We start from the raw sequence: 18,436 nt of genomic DNA on the forward strand, positions 1-18,436 counted from the left end.
AGGAGAACATCCTTATTTAAGCACGAACTTTAAGGGACGTCCACCTATATTTGAATAGCTAGTTTTACTTATCACTCTATTTAAAAATACAGCCAAGTAAAATAATTCCATATAAGTGACAGTCCAAATTTTGTATTTTTCTATGCATTAAAAAAGCCACAGAAATCCTGTGGTCTATATTTAAAGCTATTATTATTTTTTATCTGTAATTATCCATTATATCTCTCATAATATCAGCAGTAGATCTAGGAGTATATGTTATTGCATTTGCACCTGCTTGTATTGTTTCTCTAATACTTGCATCAGTTGGTCCTCCAGATACATTTAATATAGTAGCACCAGCTTCAATTCTATCTCCTCATCCAAGTTTTTAATCATGGAGAATATTATACTATTTTTCAGCGAATTTTAAAGATGTTTTTTTAAATTTATTATAATCTAATCAAAACAGTTTTTTTCAAAGTTATTCCTGTTTTTGTCACACTACAAGAATATGCAAATATATCTACTCCTTCTTTTGCTGCTAATCTTAATGCATTTGCAAACTCTGGATCTGTATCATCATTAGGACTAAATTCATTAACATCCTCTATTTGTATTAGAAAAAGCACCCCAGCACCTCTACCAGTTTTCTTTACCTCTATTAACTCTAATAAATGCTTTTTTCCTCTTTCAGTTGGAGCATCTGGAAATCTACACTTACCATTTTCCTCTAATGTAACTCCTTTAACTTCTAAATAATATTCTTCTCCATCATCTGATGATAATTTAAAATCAAATCTACTATTTCCAAAAGTTTTTTCACTTAATATATTGGTATATTTTTTCAACTTATCCACAGCTTTATTCTCTAGAGCTTCCTTCACAACTTTATTAGGTATTTGCGAATCTATACATATATTTTTATCACCTTTATAGGCACCTATTAAATCATATTTTGTTTTTCTATTTGGATTATTCTCTTCCCTCAAAAACACCTCACAGCCTGGAATTAGTATCTCTTTGCACCTTCCAGTATTAGGAACATGCACTACTATTTCTTCTCCATTTAGATTAACTCTTGCATTAAATCTATTTGGCCTTTCTATAAACTCTGCAACATATATATTCTTGTTATATTCCACAATGGCACCTCACTTATCCACATTATCCACATCCGTTATCAACAGGTTTTTGTGAATAATTTTGTTAATTTTTTGCGTTTTTTGTTAATGTATAATAAATTTTATCGGATAATCTTTATTTGCGCAATACTCATTATATTGTTGTTAGTTTTTTTTGCAAGCAATACATATTGTGTCAAGTTTTTTTATTATTTTTTCATATATTTTTAAAGTTATCCACAGGTGTCATTAACTTATCAACATATAACCTCCCCCTTGATGAATACTTGTTTGAAGTGGTTTTTAAGCACTATTTTATCCACAATTATTCACAGGCATATGTTAATAACTTACAGGCTTGTACTCGTTATCCATTTTCAAAATTTCTTCCTTAACCTTTTCCTTAATATCTTCTATAGAAATATTTTCTCCAGGGCATAAAGTTTGATATGCATCTCTATGGCCTATAATATCTGATATATTATACTTAATTACCATATCTGCTGAAAGCAATATTAAAGATCTTTCCTCTTCTGTAGGTAATACATCATCTTCAAAATTTCCTTCCACACATATTCCTATACTATCGTAATTTCTGCCAATAGTATGAGCTCCAATATAATCTTCTGGTCTCCCCCTATAAATGCTTCCATCTTTTCTTATATAAAAGTGATACCCTATACCTCCATACCCCTTACTCTTATGATCTTCATTTATATTATCTGGTGTAAGGCCATTTGCTGCAGTATGGTGAATTATTAAGGTTTTAGGTTTATTACCCACCTCTATATCATTACCTAATTTATAATCAATATTCTTTATATCAATTTGTTTCTCTAAGCTCACCTTTTTTTCTCTAAGCTTTTCAATATCATAATTTCCTGAATCCATGTTAATTAAATACTTGCAATAACTTTTATTAACTGCATATTCATAAGACTTAACTCCTACCACATATATGAATAACATTATTATAAACACTATGAATATACAGGTACGTATTCTTCTTCTCTTCATTATTCTTTCGAATTCGTCTCTTCCTAATCTTTGAACGTTTAGCATATCAATAATGTCACCCCACTTATTTTAAATTTAACTTCACATAATATTATATCTCAGCTGTAAAATATTGGAAATAGATTGTTGTTTACAAATTTATTCTCTTTTTAAAATAAATAAGCCATATTATTTAAGTTCCACACAATTAATTCTATAATTTAGTCAAAAGATATAAAAAACCGCACTAAAGTTCTATCCTTCAGTACGGTTTTACTTATCTACACAGCCCATTTTCTATCAGCTGTAAAATTCACATTTAGCCACTTATTTAATTTTATATCTTTCATTCCCATATAAACTTCTTCTCTTACTTTGTCCATTTCTTCAAGCTCTTTTAATCTTGAATTATCATTAAATACAAAATCAATTTCTATTCTAAGTTCTCTTCCAACTTTACTTACTCTTGTAATAGAGTCTTCAAAATTATATTCCTCTTCTATATCTTTTACTATAGTATAGATTTCATCATTAATATTTTTATCTGCATTTTTATTTACAATTTCTCCAAAACATTTTATGAGTGTCTTTATAGGAACTTTTATAAAAAATACAGATGATATTATAACCATCACTGGGTCAACATATCTTGTTAAATGAGCATAGCCTGCCTTTGACATTATGCTTACAGCAACAAATCCTATTAATACTGCTGCACTTAATATAGTATCCATAAGCCATTGATTGCTTTCTGCATTAACCATTTCTGATGATACCTTCTTACCATTTTTATTAAGTATATAATAAGAAAATGCACATCCTACTGTTGATATTAAGGAATACATTAGCGCTAATCCTGTATCAACATTATTCCCTCCTGCCACAAATTCTTTAATTCCATTTATTAAACTTATACTACACATAGCTATCAATACTAATGACTGAATTGCTACCATAATTGGTTCTAGAGCACCTTTTCCAAAAGGAAACTTCTCAAAATCTGCTTTATTTATATAATTTGAAATATATAGTGCTAGTATTGATAAAAATAAACTTATTAATGAATAAAGTCCATCAAACATAATCATATCAGACTTTACTACTATCCCCCATGCTGTACCTAAAACTGCAAAGAATAATCCCCCTACAGCAGAAAAAGCAAGCATGCTTTTTTCACTTTTCATTATTACACCTCTCATTTTTTTATCTATATATATTATATTTTGTTTAAAAATATAGAACAACTGACTGATTCGAGGTGTTTTTTATACTAATACTACATATATTTAGTTGCTTTTTTTATTTCAAATAGCACAATAGTCCTTAAATTTGTTATTTTTAATCCTTAAGCGTCTTCTTAGAAATACGCCATATATCATTTCCATATTCCATTATTGTCCTATCACTAGAGAACCTTCCTACATTACAAATATTCATAAAGCCTTTTCTGCCCCACTCATATTTATTCTTATAAGCTTTAAATACTTTTTCTTCAGTATCTTTAAAACTTTGAAAATCTGCTAATAAGAAATACTGATCATTTTCATTAATCAAAGCATTATATAAATCTTCAAATTCTCCAGTTCCACCATCACTAAAGGTTCCATTTACTAAAGAATCTACAACTCTCTTTAATGATGGATTTTCATTATAATATTTCCTTGCATCATAGCTATTTCTCATATTATCAATTTCATCTACCTTTAATCCAAATATGAAGTTATTATTTTCTCCACTTTCCTTAAATATTTCTATATTAGCTCCATCTAAAGTTCCAAAGGTAGGGGCTCCATTTAGCATAAACTTCATATTTCCAGTACCAGATGCTTCTTTTCCTGCTGTTGATATTTGTTTTGATAAATCAGCTGCTGGACATAATTTTTCTGCATAGCTAACTCTGTAATTTTGAATAAATACTACTTTAATTCTTCCTTTAATCGATTCATCATTATTAATTAATTTTGCAATGGAATTTATATACTTAACTATTGTTTTAGCTCTAACATACCCTGGAAAGGCTTTAGCTCCAAATATAAATGTAACTTTAGGAATATCTATATCTGGATTATCTTTTAATCTATAATATAAATCTAAAATATAGAATGCATTTAAAAGTTGTCTCTTATACTCATGTAATCTTTTTATCTGAATATCGAAAAGAGAATCTGGATCAATCTCTATACCTTCATTTTCTTTAATGTAAGCAGAAAGTTGCTCTTTTTTCTTTTTCTTAATCTTTAAAAATCTATCTATTATATCTTTGTTATCAGCATACTTTTCTAGCTCTTTTAATTTTGCAAGGTCTGTAACCCAAGATTCACTTCCTAATAATTCAGTTATCATACTAGATAATTCTGAATTACATAATCTAATCCACCTTCTTGGAGTTATTCCATTGGTTTTATTTTGAAATTTTTCTGGATATAATTCATACCAATTTTTAAGTTCTGATTTTTTTAATATTTCTGTATGAAGGGAAGCAACACCATTAACTGCAGATCCAATGTGAATTGCCATATTTGCCATTCTTACTTGACCTTTAGATATTATTTTATAAGTCTTAATTTCAGGTCCAGTAAAATCTTTACCCTTCAATTCCTCTATAAATCTTCTATCTATCATTTTTATTATTTCAAGAATTCTAGGGAAAAGCTCATCCATTAAATCTACATCCCACTTTTCAAGAGCCTCTGCAAGTATTGTATGATTTGTATAACTAAATACTTTATCAGCTATATCCAAAGCATCCTCAAACTCAATTTTCTCTTCATCTATTAATATTCTTATAAGTTCTGGTATTGCTAATGTTGGATGTGTATCATTTAACTGAATAGCATTCATATCTGCAAAGCTTTTTGTAATAGCACCATATTTTCTTTTATACTTAGCTACTATATCTTTTATTGATGCACTTACTAAAAAGTACTGTTGCTTTAATCTTAAAAGCTTACCTTCTCTTATTGAATCATTTGGATATAAGATTCTTGTGATATCATCTGCTCTATTTTTAGTTTTTAAAGCATCATCATAAAGTTGCTTATTAAATAATTCAAAATCAAACTCTTCTAAAGTTTCACATTTCCATAACCTTAAGGTATTAATATTTCTAGTATTATATCCAATGATAGGCACATCATAAGGCACAGCTTTAACCTTTATATCTGAAAATTCAACTGTCTGAGCTTCTGATTCCTTCTTAATACTCCAAGGTTCTCCGTGACTTAGCCAACTATCAGCTTCTTCTACCTGTTCTCCATTTTTAATAGATTGTTTGAATAATCCATTACTATATCTTAAGCCATACCCCATTAGTGGCAATTCCATAGTTGCTGCTGAATCCATAAAACAGGAGGCCAGTCTTCCAAGCCCTCCATTTCCAAGACCAGCATCTTCTTCTACTTCCTCTATTTCATTTAAATCTATATTGAGTTCATCAAATAATTCCTTTACTACTTCGTAACATCCCATATTAATAAGATTATTACCAAGAGCTCTTCCCATTAAATACTCTGCTGAAAAGTAAAAAGCCTGCTTTCCCTCTAAGTATAATTCCTGTGTTTTCTTCCAATCATCAATTATAAATTCAAGTAAAGCCATTGATAGTGAATTAAAGATTTCATAACTTAAAGCTTCCTCTATCCCTTTACCATACTTAACTTTTAAGTATCGTAACATACTGATTTTTAGATTTTCTTTATTCATTTCAATTACACCTTCCATACATCTTATTAATTTTATAAACTTTATCTAAAAATCTTTTGCTTATTTTTCTCTTTCCATAGTGTATATAAAATTTTAAATGTCACTGCTTCATTGAAATTTTTTATATCAAAGCCAGTATACCTCTCTAATTTTTCTATTCTATAAATTAATGTATTCCTATGAATATACAATCTCTTTGCACTTTCACTTACATTTAATCCACAATCCAAAAATGTTTCTATAGATTTCATCATTTCTTCATCTAGCTTATCTAATCCCTCTTCATAAGGTCTAACTACTTCTAATAATTTATTTAAATCAATACTATTTAATATTGCTTCAAACTCAATGGAATTTTCATTAATAATCTTATTTTTAATATCATATTTTTTTGCAATATCTATCTTTCTTATACTCTTTTTAACCGCATCTGATAAATTCTCATATCCAGACACATTCATGTATGATATTACACATTTTTCTTTTGTGTTATATTCTAAAGTTTCTTTTAAACTTTCTGCATGTTCATAAGGCTCATCTAAATTTCCTAAAATAAGAATATTATTTTTATAATTTAAAATACATATGTCTTCAGATTCATATCCATCTTCAATAACTGCAATACATTCTTTTATACTGTTATCTATACTTATAACAATCAATATGAAGTCCTTGCACATAAATGGATATAACCTTTTAATTTCACTTTTAGAATAATCACTGCCTTGGATTATATCTTTAATTAATGAATTTTCTTTCTCTACCTCTTCTCTTATAGCTGATAAAATAAATTGTCCAAGTAGTGGTAATACACTTTTATCTTTTGAATTAACAATTATAATAAATTCTTCTCCAAATACATCTATAGATTCCTTAGCAAAAGTACTTTTTATGTTAAACCCCTCAGATGTATATATCTCTCCTTTTTCACTTAAAACCTTAAAGGATATCTTAGCCGCCTCATTAGCCACCTCAAATATCTTTCTATAATTCTTCATACCCATCTACCAGCTTTCCCTTATACCTTTTTAATGTAATTTGTTAATATGTAAAAAATATACTTTAATTACATTTTTTAAACTTATAATAAATTATATCATAGCACCCTTTGTAAATAAATGTAACAAAGGAGCCTTTTAGATTTTTCTCTTAACTAAAAGGAACTCCTAGTACACTCTATTTTCTTCTTCTATATCTATAATTTAATGCTGCTATTTTTTCAGTAAGTTCTTTAGTTATACTTCCCTTTTTCATTCTCCAGCTCCAGTTTCCTCCCATGCTTGATGGAAGATTCATTCTACCTTCATTTCCTATGCCTAAAAAGTCCTGCATCTGTGCAATTGCAGTGTCTGCTATACTTGCCCATACTCCTCTTATTATTCCAAAATTATATCCTTCTTCTTTGTTTAACCCTAAATATAATTTTGCATTTTTTACTTCATGTTCCCCTGCTGTTTCATTAAACCATCCCATGCAGGTGTCATTATCATGAGTTCCAGTATAAGCTACACATTTTTTATCATAGTTATGTGGTAAATATGGGTTTTCAGAAGAACCATCAAAAGCAAACTCTAGCACCTTCATACCTGGATATCCACTTTCCTTTACAAACTTAATAACATCCTCTGTCAAAAAACCTAAGTCCTCTGCAATAATGTCTACATCTCCAAGCTTATCCTCTATAGACTTAAATAGCTCCATAGCAGGTCCTTTTACCCACTTTCCATTTATAGCAGTCTCCTCACCATATGGAATTTCCCAGAAAGATTCAAAGCCTCTAAAGTGATCAATACGTAAAACATCATATAATTTTAAATTTTGTTTTACTCTATTAACCCACCATTTATAATCATTTTTATTCATATAATCCCAATCATAAATTGTATTTCCCCAAAGCTGACCTGTAGCTGAAAATGCATCTGGTGGACATCCTGCAACCACTTTAGGTTCTAATGTCTTTGGATCTAATTTAAAGTTTTCAGGACTGCTCCAAGTTTCTACACTATCAGTTGATACATAAATAGGTATGTCTCCAATAATCTTTATTCCTAAATCATTAGCGTAAGTTTTTAACTTCTTCCACTGCTTAAAGAATAAGTATTGAATAAATGACCAATACTCAACTTCATCTTCAACTTCATCTTTATACTTCTCTAAAGCCTCTTTTTTTCTAAACTTAATATCCTCATCCCAGTCTATCCAGTTTTTATAATTAAACTTAGCCTTGAGTGCCATATATAATGAATAATCTTCAAGCCACTCTTTATTTTCTTCTTTAAATTCTTCAACATCTTCATAAGCATCTTTCTTCTTATTATAGTTTGCATAAGCTTTTTTTAAGACTTCATACTTTGCCATGTAAATTGCGCCATAATCCACTCTTTCTTTGTTTTGTCCATAGTTCTTATTGATATAATCTCTTTCTTCTAACAACCCATCTTTCTTAAGTTCATTAAAGTCTATAAAGTATGGGTTACCTGCAAATGCAGTAAAGCACTGATAAGGCGAATCACCATATCCTGTATGTCCCAAAGGAAGTATCTGCCAATAAAGAAATCCTGATTTCTTTAGAAAATCAACAAATTTATATGCTTCTTCTCCAAAAGTTCCTATACCAAAATCACCAGGAAGCGAAGATATATGCATTAAAACCCCTGCACCTCTTACCATAAATACTGACCTCCAAACATATTTATTGCTTATTAATTAAAAAGAGCCTATATTATCAACTTTGACATACAGGCTCTTTTATCACATATGTTATAAATAACCATATTTAATTAGTATTCTTAATCTTAAAATTTATACCTACTATTTTTATAGGTTCCTTAAAAGATTGGCCATTTCTATAGCTGTTACTGCTGCATCATATCCCTTATTTCCTGCTTTTGTGCCTGCTCTTTCTATAGCTTGTTGAATAGTATCTGTTGTTACTACTCCAAAGGCTACAGGTGTTTCTTGTGATAATGATACCTGAGCAATTCCCTTTGAAACTTCTGCACATACATAATCATAATGTGATGTTGCTCCTTTAATAACAGCGCCTAAGCATATAACTGCATCATATTTTTTTGAAGCTGCCATTTTCTTTGCTACTAATGGAATTTCAAAAGCTCCTGGAACCCATGCTACCTCTATGTCTTCATCTTTAACTCCATGTCTTAAAAGTGCATCTTCTGCTCCTCCTAATAACTTGGATACTATAAATTCGTTAAATCTTGATGCTACTATTCCTATCTTTAATCCTTCTGCAACTAACTCACCTTCATAAACTTTCATTTTTCTTTCCTCCTAAAATCTATCCTTAATTTAATTTAAAATTCTATAATCTTAATTAGTAGTCAACTATGTGGTTCATTCTTTCTTGCTTTGTTTTTAAATAAAATAAATCATTATTATTGGCTTTAATTTGAATTGGAACTCTTTCTACAACCTCTATATCATAACTTTCTAGCTTTTCTATTTTATCTGGGTTATTAGTCATTAGTCTTACTTTATTTACTCCTAAATTTCTTAAAATCTGCGCTGCAAAATCATACTCTCTCATGTCTATAGGAAAACCTAATTCTAAATTTGCATCTACTGTGTCATATCCCTTATCTTGAAGTTCATAGGCTCTAATTTTATTTATTAGTCCTATTCCTCTTCCTTCCTGTCTCATGTAAAGAAGAACTCCTTCTCCCTCTTCAGCTATTTTTTTCATGGCAGCATCATATTGTTCACCACAGTCACATCTTTTAGAACCCAAAGCATCACCTGTTAAACATTCAGAATGAATTCTTGCTAATATAGGTTTATCTCCACTTATATCTCCTTTTACTAAAGCTACATGATGCTCTCCACTTATCTTATTAACAAAGCCATATATCATAAATTCACCATATCTTGTTGGCATTTTTGCCTTTGCTGCAACTTCTAAATAGTCATCTTTTCTTTTTCTATACTCAACTAAATCTTTTACTGTAACTATCTTTAATTGAAACTTTTCTGCAAATTCCATAAGATCATTAGTTCTTGCCATAGTTCCATCATCTTTCATGATTTCACATATAACTCCAGCCCCCTTAAGCCCTGCAAGTTTAGCCAAATCAACAGCTGTTTCTGTATGTCCTTGTCTTACTAATACTCCACCTTCTCTAGCTCTTAATGGAAATACATGTCCTGGTCTTCTGAAGTCTTCAGGCTTTGCACTATCACTTATGGCTTTCATAATTGTATGAGATCTTTCAAAAGCAGATATACCTGTTGTTGTACTTACATGATCTATTGATACTGTAAAAGCTGTTTCATGATTATCAGTATTATTTTTAACCATATCTCCTATTTTTAACTTATCAAGAATTTCACCTTCCATAGGCATACATATAAGCCCTCTTGCATACTTAGCCATAAAGTTTATTACTTCTGGAGTTGCTTTCTCTGCTGCTACAATTAAATCTCCTTCGTTTTCTCTATCTTCATCATCTATGACAATTATCATTTTTCCATTTTTAATATCTTCTATTGCCTCTTCAATTGTGCTAAACTTATACATTTTAATCCTCCCCTTACATAAACCCATTTTCTATTAAAAACTTCTCATCTATCTCTGAAATACTGCTCTTAACCTCTTCTTTAGGCTTAATTAATTTTTCTATATATTTTGCTAAGATATCACACTCAAGATTTACTTCTTCTCCTACTGATTTAGTAATAAGAATTGTTTCTTCTGCTGTGTGAGGAATTATTGATACTTTAAAGCTTTTTTCATCTACATATGCAACTGTTAAGCTAATTCCATCCACAGTTATTGAACCTTTTTCCACAATGTATCTTAAGATATCCATAGGTGCATCTATCTTAAACCAAATTGCATTATCTTCTCTTTCTATATGAGAAATGGTTCCAACACCATCAATATGACCGCTAACTATATGTCCTCCAAGTCTAGAGTTAAGAGTTAAGGCCCTCTCAAGATTAACCTTACTTCCTACCTGTAGTTTTCCAAGGTCTGTCCTTCTTAGAGTTTCAGGCATTACATCAACATCCATATAATTATCAGTTATTCTTGTTACTGTAAGACATACACCATTTGTACATATACTGTCTCCAACCTTTGTATTTTCTATTACCTTTTTAGCTTCTATTAATAAGCTTGTTGATTTCTCACCCTTTTGTATATTTAAAACTACTCCAATCTCTTCTACTATGCCTGTAAACATATATTACTCCCCCCTGTCTACATAACCTTCTATGAAAATATCATCTGAAATCTTAGAAACTTCACTAATCTTTATCTTAAATGCATCCTTTAATTTATCTATTCCTATACCTTCTACAGATGTTTTTGAATTAATTCCTCCTATTATCTTAGGTGCTATATAAAACTGAACCTTATCAATAATTCCTTCTGATAATGCTGAATAGTTTAATGTTCCTCCACCTTCAAGTAAAATGCTATCTATATTCATTTCTCCAATTTTTTTAACTAATTCTTTTAAATCAACTCTACCTTCTTTATCATTAGTTGCAATAACCTTTACCCCTAAAGTTTCAAGCTTTCTTATAACTTCTTCATTTGCTTTTTTTGTGCACGCTACTATTACAGGAATTTCCTTAGCCGTTTTTACTATATTTGAATCTAAAGGAATTTTAAGAGCACTGTCTATTACAACTCTTATAGGACTCTTCTTTCCTTCTAATCTACAGGTAAGACTTGGATTATCCTCTAAAACAGTATTAATTCCAACCATAATAGCTGCATATTTTCCTCTAGATGCATGAACTTTTCTTCTTGCCTCATCAGATGTTATCCATTTAGATTCTCCCTTTGATGTAGCTATCTTTCCATCAAGAGAGACTGCACTTTTCATAAGTACAAAGGGCTCTTTATTTTTTATATACTTTAGGAATACTTCATTAATCTTTCTGCATTCATCTTCTAGTACCCCAACTGTAACTTCTATTCCTGCAGCCTTTATTTTGTTTATTCCTCTCCCAGCTACTAAAGGGTTAGGATCTAATGTACCAACAACAACTCTTTTAAATTTCTTACTTATTATCAAATCTGCACACGGAGGAGTTTTTCCGTAATGAGAACAGGGTTCTAATGTCACGTATATAGTTGCTCCCTTAACTGATTCTGATGCATTTTTAATAGCTTCTACTTCAGCATGCTCTTGTCCAAATTTAGTATGAAACCCCTCTCCTATTATTCTTTCGCCCTTTACTATTACTGCTCCAACCATAGGATTAGGATTAACAAAACCTTCTCCCTTTTTAGCTAAATCTAAAGCAATTCTCATCCATTTTTCATCCATCCTTTTCACTCCCCACTAAAAAAGACCCCGAACTTAAAATTCGAAGCCCTACTTTATAATTAAAAAGGCTCTGAAATAATATTATTTCAGAGCCAATATATAAAATCATAACGTATTTTACAATGAAAATTATATACTCTTCTTTCATCCAGACTTTACTGTTGGCTTCGGAATTTAACCGAATCTGCTATTATAGCTCGCGGGCTGTACCGCCAGTAGGGAATTTCACCCTGCCCCGAAGAATTCTTATTTTTTTATTTTACAAATATATACTACAATCATTTCCTTCTTTTGTCAATCACATGTATATCGACATCTTCTTGCATTTAATTCCTATTTTCATAAATTTTAAATATAATTAAGGAAAATATTGAACATTTTTCTTAGCCCTGCTATAATTATTTTAAACATTGGACTATGGAGGTTATATTTATGAGAATACAAAAAATTATTGAGCAAAAGAAAAGAGAACAAAAGAGAAAAGAAAATATTAAAAAAGCTAAAGTTGCTGGAGTAACTGTTCTAGGAGCTTCTGCTGGAACATTAGCAGGAGTACTTCTTGCACCTAAATCAGGAAAAGAAACAAGAAATGATATCTCTAATAAAACTAAGGAAGTTCAAGAAACTATCTCAAATAAAACATCTGATGTTAAAAAGAATATTTCTGGAAGAGTTGATAAGAGAAAATCTGATATTAATGAAGCTAAGGAAAAGATTTCTTCATATTTATCAAAGAGAAAACAAAAAGAAAATACTGATGTAGTTGTTGAAGAAGGACAAGAAGAAGAATCAGTTAACGTTGAAGCTAAAGCTGAAACTAAAATTGAAGGTGAAAACTAATGTACATATCCCTATATAATTTATTTTGGGGAATTGTAGGAATAATGGGTTTCATTGCTCTTATCTATATAATTATCGTTTTACGTAGATTTGCTGGCTTAATATCATCTTTAAATGATATTATATCAACTAATAAATCTAATATAAACAAGCTATGTGGTGATCTTCCTGATATTTCTGATAATATAAAAAATGTAAGTGAAGTTCTAACAGAAGTAACTGCAGAAGCTATTGAAGTAAAAGATAATTTAGCAGATGATTTAGGAGTAATAAAAGATATAATAAGCATTATTATTTCTATTTTTTCTAAGAAATAATCCCCCACCATTATTGCTTCCTTTAACACCTTTAGAAAAGCTTCCAACTGTTTTTTAGCTCTCATAGTATTTTTTGTATTATTGCTCTTGTTCTTTTTTTCTTCAATAAGTTTTTTCATCATTTCAATACTATTTTTATTCATTATTTATCTCCTCATCTATTTTTTACTGTTTTCCAATTTTATTCGTAATATATATATATCAAATATTAAATTTTTTTCGTTTAATAGGCTAAAATCTTCTTCTAAAAATTAGTATACAAGTTCACGCCTTAAATTTTCTATTTCACGACTTTCTCATTTACTCTTTAGCTTTAATACGCTATTATATATATATATATAAGATAATTACATATTTTTTAATATTTGCTTTATTTTGGTTGTACAGAATTATTCACCCACCAGATTCAAGTATACAAGTAACTCTTTACTATAAGCACAAAATATATAATTATCTATATTTAATATTAAATTAAGCAATTCCCCACAGGTTAATTGGTTAAAATATTATGTAGTGTTTTATTGAGATATACATCAATATAACTGCCCAAGTTAAATTTGACTATTCACTATATTTATTTTAACTCCTCCTAGTTTACACTTAACCTGTATTAATTAATTTAATGTATAATTTAACTGTATAAAATCTATCTTCCTCACAAAGATTTTATACAGTTATTTTTTATTTACGAACAAGATAACACACATTTTCTATATGACTTGTTTGTGGAAACATATCTACTGGTTGCACTTCTACAGTTTTATAGCCATACTCATCTAGGATCTTCAAATCTCTAGCTAAAGTACTTGGATCACATGAAACATATACAACTCTTTCTGGTTTAGTTTCTCCTATAGCCTTTAATAGTTTTTGGTCACATCCCTTTCTTGGAGGGTCTACAACTATAACATCAGCTTTTACATTATCATTTATAAGCTCTGGAATTACTTCTTCTGATTTTCCTACAAAGAATTCCACATTTTGAACGCCATTAAGACGTGCATTTTCTCTTGCATTAACTATTGCAGGTTCTATTATTTCTACACCAAATACCTTTGAAGCATTTTGAGATAAAAATAAAGTTATTGTACCAGTTCCACAGTAAGCATCAAATACAGTTTCTTTTCCTGTAAGCTTAGCGTATTCTAAAGCTTTATTGTATAAAACTTCTGTTTGAATAGGATTCACCTGGAAGAATGATAATGGTGATATATTAAATTTAAAGTCACCTATGTAATCTTGAATTGTATCCTGTCCATATAGAGTTATACATTCAGTACCTAAAATAACATTTGTATTTTTAGGATTAACATTTAGCACAATACTCTTTATGTTGTCTATACGTGTTTTTATATTTTCTACAAACTCATCTAAATGTGGAACTTTATTAGTAGATGCTACTAGCACAACCATCACATCTCCTGTTTTAAATCCCTTTCTTATCATTACATGTCTTAATATACCCTTATCATAAAACTCTCCATCTCTTGTAGCAGGTTCTATGTTATTTTTAATTATCCATTCCTTTGTTATAGCTCTTACTTTATCAGCTACTTCATCTTGAATTAAACATTCTTCTATATCTATTATATTGTGGCTTCTTGGAGCATAAAATCCAATAACAACTTCACCACTTACTTTTCCTATTGGAAGTTGAACTTTATTTCTATATCTATATGGATTTTCAGACATACCTAGAGGATATTTAACTATATCTTCTGATAGTCCTCCTATCTTAGATATACAGTCCTTTACTCTTTCCCATTTAAAGTTAAGTTGTTTTTCATAAGTCATATGCTGCACAGAGCAGCCTCCACATCTTTTAAAATAACGACATTTTGGTTCTACTCTATCATTTGAAGCTTCAATTATTTCTTCAAGCTTTCCATAAGCATAGTTCTTTTTAACTTTAACTATCTTTACTTTAACTTTTTCTCCTGTTAGTGCTCCTTGAACGAAAATAGGGTATCCTTCTATTTTTGCTATACCTTCTCCTTCGTATCCTTGAGATTTTATATCTAAAATATACTCTTTATTCTTTTCAATCAATTTTATATCACCCTTTATTATTAACTTCAATAAATTATATCACATAATAACTTTAAACTCATTATTGTATTATTTTATCTCAATAATGAATTTAAATGCAAAAAAAGAGCACCCATTATAAGGTGCCATTCAGAATCAGTTGCCAATTAATTCCTTAATAAAATTATGACTCTTTTGAGCCGATAATATACATTATATCCTAATATCATAAGGACTAATTGTAAACTTTTTGTTAACTTTTTATTTGTAATTCGCTAAGCTTAACATTTTTGCCAATTTATAATTGTAAATAACCTTGGAAATGTCAAATATTAATCCATTTGTTAAAAATACCGTATCTTCAATTATAGTTGCAGGGTCTCCTTCTTCTAATTTTAGAAGTTCACTATGCTTTTTATCCAATTTATCACAATATATTATTTTATCTGCAAAGCCTATATTGAGCTTTAAATCATTTAATACATAAGAATATATAGATTTTTCTACAATATCAGTATTTAAGTAAGGTATGATATTCTTATTGTAATATGAACACTCTATTGCAAAATTAACTCCATCTAAATATCTAAGTCTCTTCACATGATAAAGATCTGTTCCAACAGCACACCTCATCTTCTGTGCAATTTCTTCATCTGCTTTGGTTTGTTCTAATGTTAATAGTTTAGTAGTAATGACTTTAGATGCAAAATCTCCAGTAAGACCTCTCATATTACCTAATGTAATATAACCTTCTTTTGATCTTTGTCTAATAAATATTCCACTACCTTGTACCTGATAAACATATCCTCTATCAACTAATAACCCAATTGCTTTTCTAATAGTGTTTCTACTTACCTGAAATTGTTGTATAAGCTCTTCTTCAGTAGGAAGCTTAGCACTTTTTGCATATTCCTCATGTATTATTGCATTTTCAATTAATTTAGCAATTTCCTTATACTTTACCGACACGCTTCTACGCCTCCTAACTGATGACTAGCCATTAAATCTAATAAATATATTCTTTTTCTCATGTTTTTCTCAACCTAATATAAATATAAAATTTTAACAACACAATTATAATTTTATTTAGGTACTAGTTTCCCTCTCCTTTGTTTCATAACAAAATAGCTTTAAACAACTAAATTTCCCCCCAGAAATTTAATTATTCATTACTGATATAATATATCATATACCTGTTTAATAAACTTTTTAACTCTATCACTTATAGGTACAAATATATTTTACAACATTTATACAATATTGTAAATACTTGTTGCAAATATAAGCTTTTTTCTTTTATATTTTTCATCTAAAAAACTATATAAATTTATAAATTTCTAATAAACATGTAATTTTTAGTAAAAGTATTTCCAATATACTTTTTACACTATATTTTTAGTAAAAACATCTTTTATCATCTACATTTTTTGTTCTTACTTTTCTTAATATCGACAGAAAAATTTAAAGGGTGTCCATCTATATTGAAATAGCTAGCTTCATTTATCGTTTTATTTGTAATTGAGCCTAACAAGTACATAATTAATTTTTTAATATTTTTACAATTTTAGATAGCTGAAAGTCCCTATTTATCATGTTTTGCTTTCTTGAAAATTTTAAACTTTCCTAAACCAAAAAAACTCTGAGCATAAGCTCAGAGTTTAATAAACAGAATATTATTCTACAACACTAACCTTCATTAAGTTAGTTGCACCAGTCTTATCAACTGGTACTCCAGCAGCAAATACTACTGTATCACCTTTCTTAACGAAGTTATTTTCTTCAGCTATAGCAATTGATTTTGCCATCATTTCATCTGTTGATTCCATTTTGTCAGCAACTATTGCATATACACCTCTTGAGAATGCTAATTGCTTAGCAACTGTTTCAGATGGTGTAATTGCTATAATTGGACATTCTGGTCTGCAGTTTGATAATCTCTTAGCAGTAGCTCCGCTTTGAGTTGAAGAGATTATTGCAGCAGCTTCTAATTCGTTAGCAGCGTTACAAGCAGCTCTTGATATAACACCTGATATAGCTGGTGTATGGTTCTTAGCAGAAGATACAGCTGTTTGATATTTTAAGCCCTTTTCAGTTTCTTCAGCTATTCTAGCCATTGTTGAAACTGCTTCTACTGGATATGTACCATTAGCACTTTCTCCTGATAACATTATTGCATCTGTACCATCGTAGATTGCGTTAGCAACGTCAGATACTTCTGCTCTTGTTGGTCTTGGGTTTCTGATCATTGAATCAAGCATTTGAGTTGCTGTTACAACTGGCTTACCTGCTTCGTTACATTTCTTGATGATCATTTTTTGTACTGCTGGTACTTGTTCCATTGGGATTTCAACACCTAAATCTCCTCTAGCTACCATTATTGCATCAGAAGCTTCTAATATAGAATCTATATTATCAACACCTTCTTGGTTTTCTATCTTAGAAATTATTAATATATCTTCTCCGCCATTTTCCTTTAATACTTTTCTTATAGCGTGAACATCGTCAGCTTTTCTTATGAATGAAGCTGCGATAGCAGTTACTCCTACTTCACATCCAAACTTAAGGTCGTCAGCATCTTTTTCAGTTAATGCTGGTAATTTTATTGAAACACCTGGAACATTAACTCCTTTGTGACTTCCTACTAGACCTGTATTGTTAACTACACAGTGTATTTGGTTTCCTTCTACTGATTTAACAGTTAATCCTACTAGACCATCATCTATTAATATAGTATCTCCAGCTTTAACATCGTTTGCTAAACCGTCATATGATACTGAACACTTAGTTGTATCTCCAACTACGTCTTCTTTTACGAATATTGTAAAGTCTGAACCTTTTTCTAATTCAACTTTGCTTGGTTCGAAGTTTCCAGTTCTTATTTCTGGTCCCTTTGTATCAAGAATGATAGCTATTTCTTTGTTAAGTTCTTTAGCTAACTTCTTAACGTTTGCTATTCTTCCACCATGTTCAGCATGGTCACCATGTGAAAAGTTATGTCTTGAAGCGTTCATACCTGCTTCTATAACCTTTCTTAATACTGCTACATCTTCACTAGCTGGTCCAATTGTACAGATCATTTTAGTTTTTCTCATGAAAAATACACTCCTTTTTTGTCTAAAAATTCACCTTTATTTATAATAAATTAAAATTA

At 29.8% G+C, this 18,436-nt stretch carries 15 protein-coding genes, 1 pseudogene and 1 riboswitch; of the genes and pseudogenes, 1 reads left to right on the plus strand and 15 read right to left on the minus strand.

Annotation, left to right across the window (positions count from 1 at the left end; translation table 11 throughout):
- Positions 1 to 199 precede the first annotated feature (199 nt).
- From BM384_RS18080 to ribD, 11 genes and pseudogenes are all read right to left on the minus strand, one after another.
- A pseudogene (locus BM384_RS18080) lies at positions 200 to 316 on the minus strand (hydrolase); the annotation flags it as partial.
- Positions 317 to 431: 115 nt separating this feature from the next.
- Entirely contained in the window at positions 432 to 1,124 is a 693-nt protein-coding gene (gene sfsA / locus BM384_RS00355) for a DNA/RNA nuclease SfsA (RefSeq protein WP_090009404.1), read from the minus strand.
- A 321-nt stretch (positions 1,125 to 1,445) separates the two neighbouring features.
- Positions 1,446 to 2,165 carry a peptidoglycan recognition protein family protein gene (locus BM384_RS00360; RefSeq protein WP_090009407.1) on the minus strand — a complete coding sequence of 240 codons (720 nt, stop codon included), beginning with the start codon at positions 2,163 to 2,165 and terminating at the stop codon, positions 1,446 to 1,448.
- A gap of 215 nt (positions 2,166 to 2,380) precedes the next feature.
- On the minus strand, positions 2,381 to 3,283 hold the full coding sequence (locus BM384_RS00365; RefSeq protein ID WP_242945919.1) for a cation diffusion facilitator family transporter: 903 nt from the start codon (positions 3,281 to 3,283) through the stop codon (positions 2,381 to 2,383).
- Between the two features lie 154 nt (positions 3,284 to 3,437).
- Positions 3,438 to 5,801 carry a glycogen/starch/alpha-glucan phosphorylase gene (locus BM384_RS00370; RefSeq protein WP_090009410.1) on the minus strand — a complete coding sequence of 788 codons (2,364 nt, stop codon included), beginning with the start codon at positions 5,799 to 5,801 and terminating at the stop codon, positions 3,438 to 3,440.
- Positions 5,802 to 5,842: 41 nt separating this feature from the next.
- The gene (locus tag BM384_RS00375) at positions 5,843 to 6,799 is read right to left on the minus strand and encodes a PucR family transcriptional regulator (RefSeq protein ID WP_175537235.1); all 957 of its coding nucleotides are present in this window, start codon (positions 6,797 to 6,799) and stop codon (positions 5,843 to 5,845) included.
- Positions 6,800 to 6,977: 178 nt separating this feature from the next.
- Positions 6,978 to 8,471 (minus strand): 4-alpha-glucanotransferase, encoded by a 1,494-nt coding sequence (malQ, locus tag BM384_RS00380; protein WP_090009416.1) that lies wholly within the window; start codon positions 8,469 to 8,471, stop codon positions 6,978 to 6,980.
- 147 nt (positions 8,472 to 8,618) lie between these two features.
- A complete protein-coding gene (gene ribE / locus BM384_RS00385; protein ID WP_090009419.1) occupies positions 8,619 to 9,080 on the minus strand; it encodes a 6,7-dimethyl-8-ribityllumazine synthase in 462 nt (153 codons plus the stop codon).
- 55 nt (positions 9,081 to 9,135) lie between these two features.
- Complete coding sequence (locus BM384_RS00390; RefSeq protein ID WP_090009422.1) at positions 9,136 to 10,335, minus strand: bifunctional 3,4-dihydroxy-2-butanone-4-phosphate synthase/GTP cyclohydrolase II; 1,200 nt, start codon at positions 10,333 to 10,335, stop codon at positions 9,136 to 9,138.
- Positions 10,336 to 10,348: 13 nt separating this feature from the next.
- Positions 10,349 to 11,002, minus strand: a complete 654-nt coding sequence (locus BM384_RS00395; RefSeq protein ID WP_090009426.1) for a riboflavin synthase — start codon at positions 11,000 to 11,002, stop codon at positions 10,349 to 10,351.
- Between the two features lie 3 nt (positions 11,003 to 11,005).
- On the minus strand, positions 11,006 to 12,100 hold the full coding sequence (gene ribD / locus BM384_RS00400; RefSeq protein ID WP_090009429.1) for a bifunctional diaminohydroxyphosphoribosylaminopyrimidine deaminase/5-amino-6-(5-phosphoribosylamino)uracil reductase RibD: 1,095 nt from the start codon (positions 12,098 to 12,100) through the stop codon (positions 11,006 to 11,008).
- A 132-nt stretch (positions 12,101 to 12,232) separates the two neighbouring features.
- Positions 12,233 to 12,347: riboswitch (FMN riboswitch) on the minus strand.
- A gap of 185 nt (positions 12,348 to 12,532) precedes the next feature.
- Here ribD and BM384_RS00405 point away from each other — a divergent pair.
- Positions 12,533 to 12,940 carry a YtxH domain-containing protein gene (locus BM384_RS00405; protein ID WP_175537236.1) on the plus strand — a complete coding sequence of 136 codons (408 nt, stop codon included), beginning with the start codon at positions 12,533 to 12,535 and terminating at the stop codon, positions 12,938 to 12,940.
- A gap of 64 nt (positions 12,941 to 13,004) precedes the next feature.
- Here BM384_RS00405 and BM384_RS18085 read toward each other — a convergent pair whose 3' ends face one another.
- From BM384_RS18085 to pyk, 4 genes are all read right to left on the minus strand, one after another.
- Positions 13,005 to 13,400 carry a hypothetical protein gene (locus tag BM384_RS18085; protein WP_090009434.1) on the minus strand — a complete coding sequence of 132 codons (396 nt, stop codon included), beginning with the start codon at positions 13,398 to 13,400 and terminating at the stop codon, positions 13,005 to 13,007.
- 538 nt (positions 13,401 to 13,938) lie between these two features.
- Positions 13,939 to 15,306, minus strand: coding sequence for a 23S rRNA (uracil(1939)-C(5))-methyltransferase RlmD (gene rlmD, locus BM384_RS00415; RefSeq protein WP_090009437.1), 1,368 nt, complete (start codon positions 15,304 to 15,306; stop codon positions 13,939 to 13,941).
- Positions 15,307 to 15,546: 240 nt separating this feature from the next.
- Positions 15,547 to 16,254: a GntR family transcriptional regulator gene (locus BM384_RS00420; RefSeq protein ID WP_090009440.1), complete on the minus strand. Its 708-nt coding sequence runs from the start codon at positions 16,252 to 16,254 to the stop codon at positions 15,547 to 15,549.
- Between the two features lie 704 nt (positions 16,255 to 16,958).
- The gene (gene pyk / locus BM384_RS00425; protein WP_090009443.1) at positions 16,959 to 18,377 is read right to left on the minus strand and encodes a pyruvate kinase; all 1,419 of its coding nucleotides are present in this window, start codon (positions 18,375 to 18,377) and stop codon (positions 16,959 to 16,961) included.
- Positions 18,378 to 18,436: the final 59 nt, after the last annotated feature.

The sequence above is a fragment of the Clostridium sp. DSM 8431 genome, assembly GCF_900116755.1.
Lineage (GTDB): Bacteria > Bacillota > Clostridia > Clostridiales > Clostridiaceae > Clostridium.

What these genes read in the sequence shown, in the direction of transcription:
- ribD (WP_090009429.1), bottom strand. Translation starts at nt 12,100, where the DNA reads ATGGATGAAAAATGGATGAGAATTGCTTTAGATTTAGCTAAAAAGGGA.
- BM384_RS18085 (WP_090009434.1), bottom strand. Translation starts at nt 13,400, where the DNA reads ATGAATAAAAATAGTATTGAAATGATGAAAAAACTTATTGAAGAAAAA.
- BM384_RS00390 (WP_090009422.1), bottom strand. Translation starts at nt 10,335, where the DNA reads ATGTATAAGTTTAGCACAATTGAAGAGGCAATAGAAGATATTAAAAAT.
- pyk (WP_090009443.1), bottom strand. Translation starts at nt 18,377, where the DNA reads ATGAGAAAAACTAAAATGATCTGTACAATTGGACCAGCTAGTGAAGAT.
- BM384_RS00405 (WP_175537236.1), top strand. Translation starts at nt 12,533, where the DNA reads ATGAGAATACAAAAAATTATTGAGCAAAAGAAAAGAGAACAAAAGAGA.
- ribE (WP_090009419.1), bottom strand. Translation starts at nt 9,080, where the DNA reads ATGAAAGTTTATGAAGGTGAGTTAGTTGCAGAAGGATTAAAGATAGGA.
- BM384_RS00375 (WP_175537235.1), bottom strand. Translation starts at nt 6,799, where the DNA reads ATGAAGAATTATAGAAAGATATTTGAGGTGGCTAATGAGGCGGCTAAG.
- BM384_RS00360 (WP_090009407.1), bottom strand. Translation starts at nt 2,165, where the DNA reads ATGCTAAACGTTCAAAGATTAGGAAGAGACGAATTCGAAAGAATAATG.
- BM384_RS00370 (WP_090009410.1), bottom strand. Translation starts at nt 5,801, where the DNA reads ATGAATAAAGAAAATCTAAAAATCAGTATGTTACGATACTTAAAAGTT.
- BM384_RS00365 (WP_242945919.1), bottom strand. Translation starts at nt 3,283, where the DNA reads ATGAAAAGTGAAAAAAGCATGCTTGCTTTTTCTGCTGTAGGGGGATTA.
- malQ (WP_090009416.1), bottom strand. Translation starts at nt 8,471, where the DNA reads ATGGTAAGAGGTGCAGGGGTTTTAATGCATATATCTTCGCTTCCTGGT.
- BM384_RS00395 (WP_090009426.1), bottom strand. Translation starts at nt 11,002, where the DNA reads ATGTTTACAGGCATAGTAGAAGAGATTGGAGTAGTTTTAAATATACAA.